Source organism: Herbaspirillum chlorophenolicum (genome assembly GCF_001189955.1).
GTDB classification, from domain to species: Bacteria; Pseudomonadota; Gammaproteobacteria; order Burkholderiales; family Burkholderiaceae_D; genus Herbaspirillum; species Herbaspirillum chlorophenolicum.
In genome coordinates this window covers 1-13,421 of sequence record NZ_LFLT01000011.1, presented here as the reverse complement: position 1 = coordinate 13,421, position 13,421 = coordinate 1, and the positions used below count along the sequence as shown (strand labels likewise).

13 protein-coding genes are annotated in these 13,421 nt (G+C 56.6%); 7 read left to right on the top strand and 6 right to left on the bottom strand.

All coding sequences use genetic code 11. The annotated features are described in order from the left end of the window. The first annotated feature begins 153 nt into the window (after positions 1-153). Positions 154-1,812, top strand: coding sequence for an acyl-CoA synthetase (locus AKL28_RS09210; protein WP_050467834.1), 1,659 nt, complete (start codon positions 154-156; stop codon positions 1,810-1,812). A gap of 48 nt (positions 1,813-1,860) precedes the next feature. Here AKL28_RS09210 and AKL28_RS09205 read toward each other — a convergent pair whose 3' ends face one another. Further along, positions 1,861-2,553 (bottom strand): Crp/Fnr family transcriptional regulator, encoded by a 693-nt coding sequence (locus AKL28_RS09205; protein WP_050467833.1) that lies wholly within the window; start codon positions 2,551-2,553, stop codon positions 1,861-1,863. Positions 2,554-3,047: 494 nt separating this feature from the next. On the opposite strand from AKL28_RS09205, the gene AKL28_RS09200 reads away from it, so the two are divergent. Then, positions 3,048-3,710, top strand: coding sequence for a dihydrofolate reductase family protein (locus tag AKL28_RS09200; protein ID WP_050467832.1), 663 nt, complete (start codon positions 3,048-3,050; stop codon positions 3,708-3,710). Between the two features lie 356 nt (positions 3,711-4,066). On the opposite strand, the gene AKL28_RS09195 is transcribed toward AKL28_RS09200, so the two are convergent. The 4 genes from AKL28_RS09195 to AKL28_RS09180 all read right to left on the bottom strand — a co-directional run bounded on the left by AKL28_RS09195 (position 4,067) and on the right by AKL28_RS09180 (position 7,481). Continuing rightward, positions 4,067-4,336: a hypothetical protein gene (locus tag AKL28_RS09195; RefSeq protein ID WP_050467831.1), complete on the bottom strand. Its 270-nt coding sequence runs from the start codon at positions 4,334-4,336 to the stop codon at positions 4,067-4,069. A gap of 226 nt (positions 4,337-4,562) precedes the next feature. Continuing rightward, complete coding sequence (locus tag AKL28_RS09190) at positions 4,563-5,144, bottom strand: antibiotic biosynthesis monooxygenase (RefSeq protein WP_050467830.1); 582 nt, start codon at positions 5,142-5,144, stop codon at positions 4,563-4,565. Between the two features lie 90 nt (positions 5,145-5,234). Beyond that, the gene (locus AKL28_RS09185) at positions 5,235-6,416 is read right to left on the bottom strand and encodes an FAD binding domain-containing protein (RefSeq protein WP_050467829.1); all 1,182 of its coding nucleotides are present in this window, start codon (positions 6,414-6,416) and stop codon (positions 5,235-5,237) included. A gap of 132 nt (positions 6,417-6,548) precedes the next feature. Continuing rightward, entirely contained in the window at positions 6,549-7,481 is a 933-nt protein-coding gene (locus AKL28_RS09180; RefSeq protein WP_050467828.1) for a LysR family transcriptional regulator, read from the bottom strand. A gap of 74 nt (positions 7,482-7,555) precedes the next feature. Here AKL28_RS09180 and AKL28_RS09175 point away from each other — a divergent pair, with 74 nt between their 5' ends. From AKL28_RS09175 to AKL28_RS09155, 5 genes are all read left to right on the top strand, one after another. Next, the gene (locus AKL28_RS09175) at positions 7,556-8,269 is read left to right on the top strand and encodes a DsbA family oxidoreductase (RefSeq protein ID WP_231602379.1); all 714 of its coding nucleotides are present in this window, start codon (positions 7,556-7,558) and stop codon (positions 8,267-8,269) included. A 48-nt stretch (positions 8,270-8,317) separates the two neighbouring features. Further along, positions 8,318-9,268, top strand: a complete 951-nt coding sequence (locus AKL28_RS09170) for a TIGR03571 family LLM class oxidoreductase (RefSeq protein ID WP_050467826.1) — start codon at positions 8,318-8,320, stop codon at positions 9,266-9,268. A 652-nt stretch (positions 9,269-9,920) separates the two neighbouring features. Next, entirely contained in the window at positions 9,921-11,135 is a 1,215-nt protein-coding gene (locus AKL28_RS09165) for a tyrosine-type recombinase/integrase (RefSeq protein WP_082221428.1), read from the top strand. A gap of 169 nt (positions 11,136-11,304) precedes the next feature. Then, on the top strand, positions 11,305-11,649 hold the full coding sequence (locus tag AKL28_RS09160) for a type II toxin-antitoxin system RelE/ParE family toxin (RefSeq protein ID WP_050467825.1): 345 nt from the start codon (positions 11,305-11,307) through the stop codon (positions 11,647-11,649). Then, positions 11,646-11,966, top strand: coding sequence for a helix-turn-helix domain-containing protein (locus AKL28_RS09155; protein ID WP_050467824.1), 321 nt, complete (start codon positions 11,646-11,648; stop codon positions 11,964-11,966). The genes AKL28_RS09160 and AKL28_RS09155 overlap by 4 nt, the downstream gene beginning before the upstream one ends. Positions 11,967-13,228: 1,262 nt before the next feature. Here AKL28_RS09155 and AKL28_RS25025 read toward each other — a convergent pair. Beyond that, positions 13,229-13,421 (bottom strand): hypothetical protein (locus AKL28_RS25025; protein WP_231602378.1); only part of this gene is annotated, 193 nt, incomplete at its 5' end.

The window sequence follows — 13,421 nt, the reverse complement described above, 5'->3', positions numbered from 1 at the left end:
ATTGTCTTGAGTAAGACATTTGAAATGGGAGGTGTCACAAATGATGGGTAATGTCTTGTTCAAGACAGTCTGAACTCACACTCCGCAACTACATTTGCTGGTAACGGCAGCCATATGCCACCAAAGAATTCCAATAAATTCAGGAGACGTGAAATGCAAGAATCCATCTATGGGAAGGGGCTGTCCCAAACCGCCGCCAACCATGTTCCGCTGACCCCACTGCACTTTCTGGATCGCAGCGCAGACCAATATGGTGACCGTATTGCGGTTATCCATGGAGGGTTGCGCCAGACCTGGCGCGAGACCCGCGCGCGTTGCCGAAAGCTGGCCAGCGCGCTTGTGAAGCGCGGCGTTCGGCGCGGGGATACGGTGTCAATCCTGGCGCCCAATACGCCAGCCATGCTGGAGTCCCATTTCGGCATCCCGCTTAGCGGCGCCGTGCTGAACAGCATCAACTGCCGCTTGGATGCCGACGGTGTTCGCTTCATCCTGAAGCATGGCGAATGCAAGATTCTCCTGGTCGACCGCGAATTCTCCGACCTGGTGTCTCGTGCGATTGCGGACTTGCCATCGAAGCCTCTCATCGTCGATATCAATGACACCGAGGCGCCGCCGGGGCGGGCAATTGGCGAGCTGGACTATGAAAGCTTGCTCAACGAGGGAGATGCCGGCTTCGAAGGCGTGTGGCCTGCCAACGAATGGGATGCCATCGCATTGAACTACACGTCCGGCACCACTTCTGACCCGAAAGGAGTGGTGCCGAGCCATCGCGGTACCTACGTCATGAGCATGTCGCAGTTGACGGACTGGGGCATGCCGCGCAATCCGACCTATCTCTGGACCCTGCCGATGTTCCACGCCAACGGCTGGTGCTTCACCTGGGCTATCACAGCCGCGGCCGGAACCCATGTCTGCATGCGCAAGGTCACGGCGAAGGCCATTTTCGATTCCATTGCGGACCACGGCGTCGACCACTTCTGTGCGGCGCCGATTGTGCTTTCCTCGATTGCAAACGCACCCGATCCGGAAAGGCGTCCGCTGCCGCGAAGCGTCCGGATCCGTACCGCCGGTTCGCCGCCGCCGGCTGCGGTGCTGAAAGCAGTCCTGGCCTTGGGTTTTGAAGTCGAACATGTGTACGGCATTACGGAGGCATCCGGCACGCCGGTCAGCAGCTACATCAATCCTGAATGGGCGAAGCTCGACAAGGATGAGCAGGCGCGCCTGATGGCGCGGCAAGGTAATCGCTCGGCCGCTCTTGAGGGCCTGATGGTGGCCGACCCGGAAACCTTGGAACCGGTGCCGTTCGATGGCAAGACCCAGGGGGAGCTTCTGCTCAAAGGGAATGTCGTGATGAAGGGCTACCTGAAGAATGAGGAAGCGACGAGAAACGCCTTCTCCGGCGGCTGGTTCCACACGGGCGATGTGGCGGTTGTGCACCCCGATGGGTATGTGCAAATTACCGACCGTTCCAAGGACGTCATCATCTCGGGCGGGGAAAACATTTCTTCTGTCGAGGTCGAAGATGTCCTGCACGGCCATCCTGCCGTGCTAATCGCAGCGGTGGTTTCGCAGCCCGATGCGAAATGGGGGGAGACGCCATGCGCCTTCATCGAGCTGAAGGCAGGTGTTGCTGAGCCTACGGGGGCGGAAATCATCTCGTTCTGCCGCGAACGTTTGGCCCACTTCAAGTGCCCGAAGAAGGTCGTCTTCTGTTCGCTCCCGAAGACGGGTACCGGAAAGATTCAGAAATTCCGCTTGCGGGAGCTTGCCGGAAGCCAGGCTGCCATTACCGAACTTGCAAAAGCCGGATGAAGAAAAGGCGCCTGACCGGCGCCTTTTCTTTAATGGGGGCAAGCCTGCTCATTCATCGTGATGAGCAAACTTTCTTAGCCTGGGCAAATCGAGAATGACTACCGAGCCGTACTCGACCGATAGTAGCTTCATGTCGGCCAATTCACGTAAGGCCTTGTTGGTATTTTGCCGGGAGAGTCCTGACAGCCGGCCAATCTCTTCCTGGGAGAGCGGGAGCGTTTGCTCTGTCGACGGATAGAGCTGCGGATTGAACAGTTCGGACAAACAGAAGGCGACCCTCGCAGAGGCCTCTCTCAAGCGACGATTTTCTACCAGCGCGACGTAGTAGCCGCAACGCCAGTTCAATTGGTCGATGACGAAGCGGCTGAATGATGTGCTTTGCTGCAGCAGCCATTCAAAAGTCTGTTTGGGAACGAAGGCCAGCTTGCTATCGCGAATGGCCACAATCGAATAAGGCCGCGGCTCGTTCTTCAAGACGGCGCCTTCACCAAACCATGAACCGCTGGGAACACCGGCGAAGGTCGTCGATCGTCCATCCTGGGCCACGGTATCGACTTTGATCATGCCCTCGATCAGGCCGAACCAATGGTCTGCCGGCGTGCCGCGCGGATAAATGATGGCTCCGCTGGGAAACGATTTCTCGTAGATGTCGTGCCGCAGGCGGGCCATCTGCTCTGCCGTCAACGTGGCCGGCCAGCGAGATTTTTCCAGAAGGGTAGTGAGTTCAGGTGATAGTGACATTGCCGAAACGGACGATGATATGTGCATACGATATTGACCAATATACCCGGTGAAGTAAATAGCAATATCGAAGTTATTGATGCGCGCTTCAAGCTCTTGGATACGCTGCTGATCCGGCGTATAGCCTTGCTCTGCGACATAACTCCTGGCGTTCCTGTTGAGGCTGATGCATCCACCTGTAGTAACTGAATGGCATGCTTCTACATACCTATCGTTGTTGTCTCAAACCAGACTGCGGCCTCTTGTTTGAACCCGAGGTAAACGATCATCTTTGCTTTGTCATCAAATACCTTTCCATCGAGAGTATTCTTGCCTAAATTGGTGTTCGGGTTAATTCGAATACTAGAGATAAGGATGTGGCCGGATAGGCTATTTGCAAATCTGGAATGATTTCCTGCTTGGAATCTTGGTGTTTGCATTTCGTGTTTTGTTGGGCATTCCTTACTTGGCTACGAAAATGGAAAAGCTAACAGGCATATAAAAGGAGTTAAACGATGACACGAGTTCGCGTTAATGGCTTCACCGTCTCGCTCGATGGCTACGGAGCAGGGCCGAATCAAGACATCAACAATCCGCTCGGCGTTGGCGGGACGGAGCTGCACCAGTGGCTAGTCCCAACACGCACGTTCCAGCGTGCCTTGTTCGGCAAGGACGGCGGTACGGCTGGGGTTGACGATGATTTCGCTGCCCGCAGCTTCCAGAATGTCGGGGCCTGGATTCTGGGAAGAAATATGTTTTCCCCCAATCGTGGGGACTGGCCGGACACAAACTGGAAAGGCTGGTGGGGAGACAATCCACCGTATCACGTTCCAGTCTTCATCTTGACCCACTATGCTCGGCCCTCCATCGAGATGGAGGGCGGAACCACATTCCACTTCGTAACCGGAGGCATTCGTGAAGCGCTCGATCGTGCACGCGAGGCTGCGGCCGGAATGGACGTGCGGATCGGCGGCGGAGCAGACACAATCCGGCAGTATCTCCGCGAGGGCCTCATTGATGAACTGCACATTGCTATCTCGCCGGTCCTGCTTGGCCGGGGAGAGCCGCTGTTCGAAGGGATTGACTTGCGGACTATGGGATACGAATGCGTGGAATTCGTGGCGTCGGAGAAGGCCACGCATGTCGTTCTGCGGCGACAAGGGCATACGGGAGCCTAAGCATGCGTTGTGAAGGTATTGGCCCCTTAAACAAACGCTGTCAGATGTAGAAATTCTCATTGAGAAACAAGTGTCGATTTTCTCGCAGAATTTCCCCTCTCCATTTGACCCAGCTTCCACAGTGGTCCAAATCTCCCGCTCGCTATCTTGAGTAGGATTGTGGTCTAGACATGGGGCAACTTAGGATGCAAAGTTCCTAGGAAAGAGGGGCAGCTTTGAATGCAACTCAACAGATTGGATTGAGGAATTTGAAGTGTATGCGCACAGCTATCATCCTCCTTTGGCTGATCGGCCTCTCAGTATTGACGATTGGATACGGTTAATTCCGGTGCACGCTTATCTATGTAGTGGTTTAACTAGTCCGGACGCCGCCCCAGCTTGCCCAGCGCCATGCGTACCGCGCCGTGCTGGATGGTCAGAGCCGGAGAGTCGTGGAGGGCGCCCAGGTATTTCTCGCGGAATTCGGTATGGCTGGCCGGTGACGGGCCGATCAGTTTTTCCAGCGTGGATTTGAAGACGAACAACTCTTCATCGGTCGGGGCCGTTTTTTCATCCAGCCGTTCGTCGATCTCGACCATGAATTCCGACAGGATGCGCAGCCAGGCGAAGTCGGGATGGGTGGTCACTAGCTGCAGATGGTCGAAAGGCGCGTGACTGGTAGTCGATCAGCAGCTTGTGCAATTTGCGCAGATCCGAAGCCAGTTGGTGGAGGTTCTTACGATTCGAATCGTTCATTCGATGTTCCTTTCTTACGTTCTTGTCTGGCGATTTATGCCGTCACCGGGATGGTGACATAGCAAGATCATGGGTAGCGTATTGCTGCACTGCTGCGTGCGCCAGACCGCCGTATTTCTAACCAAAAAGCCAGCGCTGTACGAGGCGCGTATAGCGAGGCATGATCACATAGACCATCAAAAAGACCATCACTCCTGTCACGGCAAGCGTAGTCAGCGGCGTGATCGGAGGAGCGCCTAGTGCGGCAAGGCATGGCGCAACGATGGACGGTACCAGGAGCGCAAGCGGGTAGATGGCGGACCAGGTAAGCAGGTATTGTTTCCATCGAACCGGCAGCTTGGCTTTCGCTCCCGTAGGTGCGAACCAGAAGTCCAAGCCGCTGCTGACGAAGAAATCGTCCCCGGTGACGAACATGGGCTGGGCCTGCCTGATCAGCCGGGCTCGGTCCTGGGAGTCCAGCCACAGCTTGAGGTGCTCGGTTGTGTCGAAGCGGACCACAACGGTGTAGGCTTCCGAAAGCCCTGGAATCGGCCGGACGATATGCCAATCAAGGTAGCCTGGCGAGGCCTTGCATAGCGGGGCGATCTCTTCCAGCCAGCGTTCGTACTCCGCATGCTTGTGCGTACGCACGCGATGCGTGACGACGACTGTGGCGCCCTGGTCGCCGGTTGGCTGATTTTTTGCCGGTACAGTGTTCATGATAGGTGTTCCGATGTAATTGCACGATGGTGCCCGACCATGCGGATTATGCCCAAAGCGGCCGAAGCGTGGTGACTCCGGCGCTGCGGATCAGCTAGCGGGCGGACGTTGGAACAGCAGGTAGTTGCCGGTCTGTGTCCCTTGTCGGCGCAATGCCTTGCCGAGTGCAATTTGCCGTGGCTCCCAGTTCTTCAGCGCGGCATCGATATTATCCGGCGTAGCCGATAGCGCATCTGCCAGGTCCAGCGCATTGGAAGCTGCCTTCGATGTGCTGGCTGCCGTGTGTGGACGCGGTATTGCGCTTGCATCTCCGAGAATGACGACACGGCCTGCCACCATCTGGTCCGATGCAAGATCGCGGATTGCTTGCGCGAAGGGTTGCCGTGTCGCTTCGACGATGGCGCTAAATCCTGGCGGCAGCAATGCACGGGCTTCTTCGTGGACATGCTTGACCCAGTGTTCGGCGAGCATTCCTTCTGGAATCGAATAGCCGCGCTGCCGGCCGTCCCGGTCGGTCATGATTCGGGCCAGTTGATCCGGATCGGCCACACGGTACCAGACCCAGTTGTAGAACCGGTGACCCGGACGCACGTCATTGTTTCCCCCGGGCACCAGGTAGCCCAGGATGTGCGAGCCGGTGTTGTTGGCAAAACCAAAGTCTCCATGCAGGGATTCCCGCGCGGCTGCGGGCATTTCGTCTTCGGGAACCAGTCCGCGCCAGGCCAGATAGCCGGCATAGGAGGGTACCTGCTGGGGCCAGAGCTGCTGGCGCACCGTCGAATTTCCGCCGTCCGCCCCGATGAGCAGATCGCCTATTTCATCAGTGCCGTCGGCAAAGTGGGCGGTGACTTTGTTGGCGGCGCTATCCTGTTCGATTCGGGTCAGCACTTTGGCTTGGTGGTAGTGCGCATCGCCGAAGGCAGAGCGCAGTGTCGTGTAGATCAGCGACCACGAGGTTTGCGTCTGGGGCGCATATTGCCTGGAACGAATGCTGCCGTCCGGCCGGAATACGACGCGATGCTCCGAAGGCACCCCGAGGCTGATCGCGCTCAAGTCGATGCCCGTGCGGCGGAGCGCTTCGACCACATCCGGTTGCAGCACGATGCCGCCGCCGCGGCTGTCGAGGTCGTGGGCCGAACGCTCGAAGATGTCGACGTCCCAACCGATGCTGCGCAGCAGGTTGCCGGCGAACAGGCCGCCGAGCGAGCCGCCGATGACCAGGGCGCGCGGCCGGGGCGACGGATCGGGAACAGAGTAGGAATGGCTGGACATGGAAGGCTCTCCTTGAGGAAATGCCAGCACTATGCGCCCATTTTATTTTGGTGATAATTCCATCTTTTTCGCGATCTTCTTTGCGTTTTACGCAAAGACTGGCTGGCGCAAGCCGGCTCCCTCCGAGCGGTGTTACGCCTGTGGCTGCGCGTAGCGCTCCCAATAGGGCGGCGAGCCGAAATGCTGCGCCAGGAAATCCAGGAAGGCCGCCAGCTTCCTGGAGCCGCGCCGGTTCTGCTGATACACCGCCCAGACCGCGCCTTCGTCGGCGCCGATGGCCGGCGACCATTCTTCGAGAACCGGTAGCAGGCGTCCCGCGGAGATATCTTCACCGACCAGCCAGGTCGGCATGAGCAACAGGCCGGCGCCGCCGATGGCGGCTTCGCGCAGCAGCTCGGAACCGTTGGCGCGCAAGTTGCCCGAGACCGCTACTTTTTCCGTCTTGCCGGCGCGTGTCAGGGACCAGGTACTGGTGGCCGTGGCATAGTCGAACAGCAGGCAGTTGTGCCTGGACAGATCGCCGGGCTGGGCGGGGGCGCCATGTTCGCCGAGATAATCCTGGCTGGCGCATATCACGCGCCGATGCGGCGCGAGCTTGCGCGCGACCAGGTTCTCGGAGGCCGGCGAACCCAGGCGGATGGCGACGTCGATGCGGTCTTCGACCAGATTGGCGATGGCGTCGCTGAGCCGGATGTCCAGGCGCATGCCCGGGTATTGGCGGAACAAGGCCGGCAAGGCGGGCGCCACGTGCAGCCTGCCGAAAGCGACCGGCAGCGAGACCCGCAGCAGGCCGCTGGGCGGGCCGGCCAGCTCGCTCACGGAGCGGTCGGCGTTGCCGAGCTCTTCCAGGATCCTGCGCGCATCCTCGTAATATTGTTGCCCCGCCTCAGTCAGCGTGACGGTACGGGTGGAGCGGTTCAGCAGGGGCGTGCCCAGGCTGTTTTCCAGCGCGTCCAACTGCCGCGTCAGTGACGATGGCGCCAACCCCAGGCGGCGCGCCGCCGGCGCGAAGCCGCCATGTTCGACAACCGCCAGCAGGGCGTTCAACGCAGCAAATTTGTCCAAGACATTCTCCCCTCAAGCTTTGCGTCAGACGCAAAGAACATGTCGGATTCTAATGGATTATCATCTCGAATCGAATGGCGCAAGATGAAGGCCGTAATTCAATCAACCTGGAGATTGTTATGGAGCTGAACATTAGCATCACGTCCGATTTCATCTGCCCCTGGTGCTTCGTCGCGGAGCGCCGGCTGGCCAAGGCGCTGGCCATGCTGCCCGAAGGCGTTGCTGTCCGCGCACACTGGCGCCCCTTTGAGCTCAATCAGGACATGCCCGCCCAAGGAATGGATCGCAGGACTTACCGGACAATGAAATTTGGCAGCTGGGAGCGCAGCCAGGCCATGGATGAGCATACCGTGCAAGCCGCGCAAGGCGAAGGGATCGCATTCGACTATGCGGCTATCGTGAAGACGCCCAATACTTTCCTCGCACATCGCCTGATGCAACTGGCTGAACGCGAAGGCGTCGCCACAGCTGTGGCCGGTGCGGTGTTTGCCGCTTACTTCGAACAGGGGCGCGACATTGGCGAAGCCAACGTGCTGGTAGACATCGCTGCTGAAAACGGGCTGGATCGCGAAGCGGCTGCCACTTTCCTTGGCAGTGATGACGGTGCGCGCGAGGTGCGTGCCGCGCAACAGGCGATGCGGGCCAGCGGCGTGCGCAGCGTTCCCATGATCGATACCGGGGCGGAGGTGGTGAGTGGCGCGCAAACCATCGAGCATTTCGAGAGAGCTCTACAGCGCGCTGCAGAGTCGTTCAATGCCTGTGAGGACGGGATGTGTTCCCTGGACTGATGGCTTGGCCAGACGCAGGAACCGATCAATGCCAACTGGAGCGAGCTAATGCCGCATTTTAATTCTGCTTACGCCGAGGTGTTCAAAGCGGGTGAGTTGACGCTGGGTTTGATGACGCCATTGGGCGATGACAAGCGCGATCTTGCCGTCATGGACGATCAATTCCGCTTGGCGGCAATGGCCGATGAATTGGGTTTTGGTGCTCTGTGGGTACGCGATGTTCCGCTGATGATTCCGCAGGGGGACGACAACACCGCCAGCAATCTCGACGACCCGTTCATCTGGCTGGCGGGCATGGCCGGCGCGACCAAGAGGATCGCATTGGGTACCGCAGCCGCGGTGCTGACGCTGCGCCACCCGCTTCATCTGGCGAAGACGGCGCTGAGCATGGATCGGCTGAGCAAGGGACGTTTTATTTTGGGGCTTGGTTCGGGCGACCGGCCGGCCGAATTTTCTGCCTTCCGGCAGGATCCGGAAACGAGAGCCGAGGTGTACCGGGAGCGCTGGGCGCTGCTGCGTTCGGCATTGAATTCATCGCCTGAACGGCGCGCAGCGCTCAGATCGGCTACCGGCGGGTTCGACATCATGGGCCCGCCCGCCGGCGACATTCCAATGGTCGTCGTGGGATCGGCGCGCCAATCCTTGCAGTGGATTGCAGGTAATGCCGATGCCTGGGCAACCTATCATCGGGAGCAAGAACGGCAGCAAGGGCGGATCGGGCTATGGCGCCAGTCGCTTGAGCAAAAAGGGGAGAGTTTGGGAAAACCGTTTATCCAGTCGCTCCAGTTGGAGCTGAAGAGCGATCCGGATGCAGTGGCGGAGCCCCTGGAACTGGGATTGCGTACCGGCCGCAATGGATTGCGCAGTTATTTGGCGAGCCTGAAGTCGATGGACGTGAGCCATGCCATCCTTAATCTGACGCTCGGGCAGCGCCATGCGGAAGACGTTATCGAGGAAATCGGCAGGTATGTCCTTCCCGGCTGTTCCCTCTTGGAGTGACCCCCTCGGGTTGGGCCAAGGGTGATCGAGAAACTAGGCTGCTTGCCGCAGGCGCGTGGTGAAGTGCTCAGAGTGAGCACGCCAACGCCAGCACTGAGCAGTGAGGGAGGCATGAACCTTGATGGTATATGTGTGCCTCCGTGGATCAGGGTGTTTCCGGGCGGATGCGGTCCGTCGAGAGAAAATGCGAAGCGCGACACTGGGAGTGCCTCCGGTGGGCGTGCAGCGACAGTGTGCCGAATGGTTGGTCGGCCGACCGGGGGGAGCGTCTTTTACTATCCAGTTGATCGAGATGCAGCCGTGGACCAATCGGCCGTTGCATCAATGGTGACGCGGCGACCGTATTGCCCGGATCTAAAAGGTAGGAACAAGGTGTCGAACAATAGAGCCGTTTTTTAGTAAAACGGCTCTATTTTTATGTGGGATTCTATGTGAGATTCAACGAATATTGTTTTGTAAATCGTTGATTTTACTGTGATCGTGGCGGAGGCTGTGTATTTCGAATCGCTTGTTCGTAGATGTTCGTATCTATTCGAAATTGATTAGTAAGTTATTGAATTAAAATAAAAAATACGCTATCTATTGTGCGCACTTCTTCGCCGATATATGCTCCTATCCAACATTAATTTGTGGGTAAATTTGGGGGTAGAGATTGGGACGCTCAGTTATACGGAGACTTTCTGTATTAGCCGTAAATGCGAAGAAGGAGCCCGGCTACTATGCTGACGGTGATGGGCTCTATTTGCAGGTTTCGGCATCTGGGTCTAAGTCCTGGATTCTGCGATATCGGCTTAACGGCAAGTCGCGTGAAATGGGATTGGGATCACTGACTACATTTTTGCTTGCCGAGGCGCGCGAGCGATGCCGAAATTTCCGCCAGTTGCTTGCGGACGGAATCGATCCCATTGAACATCGCCAGGCCGAGCGGCAGAACAATATAGATGCCGCTGGGCTTCGCCGGACATTTGAAGAATGCGCTATCGATTATCAGCGCCTACATGCTGACGGGTGGAAAAATGCTAAGCACGCGAGCCAATGGATCAATACGCTGACGATGCACGTGTTCCCGGTATTTGGAAAGAAGGACATCTCCGATGTATCGAAGGCTGATGTCCTGAAGGCCCTGGAGCCGATATGGACCACCAAAGCCGAGACTGCGGCACGGGTCCGCCAAAGAATACGGGCCGTCTTAGATTGGGCTGCAGCGAGAGACTACCGAAGGAATCATGATCCGCATTTATGGGACCAAGTGGCGCGCTCGCTACCGAAAACCAAGGATGTGAAAAGGGTGGCTCATTTTGCGTCGTGTCCGTATTCGAGGATCGCCGAGGTAATACAGAATTTTCGGTCATCGACCGCCAGTCTGCGAGTCAAGGACGCCCTGGAGTTCATCATTCTAACCGCCGCTCGCTCAGGAGAAGTCAGGGGCGCCATCTGGTCTGAGGTTGATTTGGACATGAAGCGCTGGACCATTCCTGGGGAAAGAATGAAGGCAGGCAGAGAGCATCGGGTTCCCCTTTCGGCACGCGCGATCGAGATCCTGGAGGCGCAGGAGCGCGGCGGTCCGGCTGACCTTGTTTTTCCAAGCGACAAAGGTAAGGTCTATAGTGACATGACATTCACTATGCTCTTACGGCGCTTAGATTACGATTTTACGGTACACGGCTTTCGCTCGACTTTCCGAGACTGGAGTGCAGAACAGACTGCGTTTCCGCGGGAGGTTTGTGAGGCCGCTCTTGCGCACGTTACAAAGGATGCAACCGAGGCCGCTTATTTTCGGAGCGATCTTTTTGAGAAGCGCAGGAAACTCATGGATGTATGGGCAACTTATGTTCAGGCCGTTTCTGCCGCGGCCAATGAGGATTGAGAGGAGGGCGGCGATTTGCCGCCTCTCTCCAACTTTTGAAGGTTGACTCGCCGCAATTGCTTGCGGGGAGGGGCGTGGGGATACACCGTTTATGTTGTGTGCTTGCCATGTAAAGCAGTTTTAACGCTTTTTTATTGAAAAGTGTACGTTATTTGGGTATAGTTTGTCTATGAAAGCGACTTTCAAAGAAACAAAGTTGTTTGAGGCAACCCGTGGAGATTATTTCACCGATGACGAATACGGGGATTTTCAGCAAGAGCTGATGAAAAATCCCGAGGCCGGTAAGGTTATTCAGGGAACCGGTGGCCTACGCAAGGTGAGGGTGGCTGACCCCCAGCGCGGGAAGGGAAAGCGCGGTGGTCTGAGGGTTATTTACTACTTCTTGGATAGTGCAAGTCAGTTTTGGATGTTTGCTGTCTACGACAAAGACGAGGCAGATGATTTGAGTGCGGATGAGCGCAAGACCTTGAAGAAGTTGTTGGCCGCTGAGTTAGCAAAGAGGAGCAAACCATGAAGAAGCGGAATCTGTTCAATGAATTGGTGGCTGGGTTCCAGGACCTGGCTGATGAGCGTCAGGGTAAAACAACCTTGCGGACGGTTAAGGCCGAGCTGAAGACTCAGCCGGTGGAGATTTCGTCTGGTGAGATTAAGCAGGTTCGGGAGTCTCGGAAGCTGTCCCAGGCGGTGATGGCTGGGCGTCTGCGCGTGAACCTGCGCACTTATCAGAATTGGGAGCAAGGTACTGCTAAGCCGAACACGCAAGCGGCCGTTTTGATCAAGTTAGTTGAAAAGAACCCCAAACTTTTAGAGGATCTGGCTGAGCTGGCTTGATCTGAATAGAGTACTTTCGCAAAGCCACCTTCGGGTGGCTTTTTTATTGAAAAATTCTGTGTGTGTGGGGGGGGGCAGAATCTGCATTGGTTCAGAACTTGCCGGCATTCCCGCATCTGGCTCCAAGAATGCTTAGGAGGGGCAGGATAGCGCGATACCGGAAATCCGGTATCGGTCGTGCCTCCTCAAACTGAGGATGGACAAGAAAGGGGGATTCGTGAGGTGGCCAGTCTGCGCGGTTCATAGTTTTATGAACGGTCATGCCAATGAGCCGAGTTGTATTAGAGAGCTTCACACACCTAAGTTTTTAGGCGAACGACTCATGAGAAATACCGCAGCGAGTTAGGAGGGATCAAGGCGCGATAAGAGGTGTTTGCGCTGTGAGATGGCTGTGCCACGCTGATTGAGCTCCATGAAGAGTCAATCTCCTTAAATTTGAGGCGGTCCGCAACGTCGATCTGTCCCAATTTTCAGGGAGCGGGTGCAAAGGTGCTTGGAGCTGATGCTCCTAACGTTTTAGGATCTCAAAAATACGGCTATAAAACCGCAAATTTCCGAATTGGTTCTGGAACTGGAAACTACAGGAATTCCTGTAGTTAAAAAGGAAGGCTGGGACATTGGCATTCTCGATGCTCTGTCTGAAGGGCGTCGCGTTTCGCTACCCCCTTGCCGTGATTGGTCATCGCCTTGGCTTAGCTAATCCGAGTGGCCGCCGATGAATCGGAGTTGGCGTCTCGCTGAGTACGACGTAATCTCGCTCTCTCAACTTGAGGAAGTGAGGGTTTGGCAGGGGCAGATTTGAAAACCGACCCGTTAATAACTACGAAATTTTCGTAGTGGGCCAGTAGGTGCGAGTTCTTGCTTTGATTGGATACCCGGAATTCCGGTTATCGATTTTTCGTGGGGTATCAGGATTACGAGGTTTTTTCCAAATCCAGAAAAAACCTAAAGAATACCTCACCGAGAATAGTCATGCCCTGATTTCCAAAACCGGCAATCTGCCGGTTTTGGCGCTCATCATCGTCCAGACGCCGCGTCATGATCAGTGAGAAGAGAATGAATATTCTCCGCAGAAGAGCCAGGCAATATGCCTAAGCGGCACCACCTTCGGAATTTAAGAGGCACCACCCAATCTCCCGAAGTGGAGCCTAGTTCACGCTATCGGCGCCACTCTCTATCTCACGGGGTAATCGCTCTTCTCTGCCTCCTGTAGCCTACCCTTGATATTCGTCGCAGCCAGTCGCTGACGACGAAGCGAAGGCTCACGCAGGGTCGTCCTGATGGATTTTCACAGGTGGCGATCGGTGGGGCAGGACCCGTTGCACGAATGCAAGGGCGCCGTCTTCAGTTGGGAACCGGCCGACGATATGCTTCGGAGCCCGTTTCGTTTTCGAGAGTTTAAGCCGCTCCACCAAGCGTTGTAGGCCATCGTCATCGCTACTGATGATGTAGCGG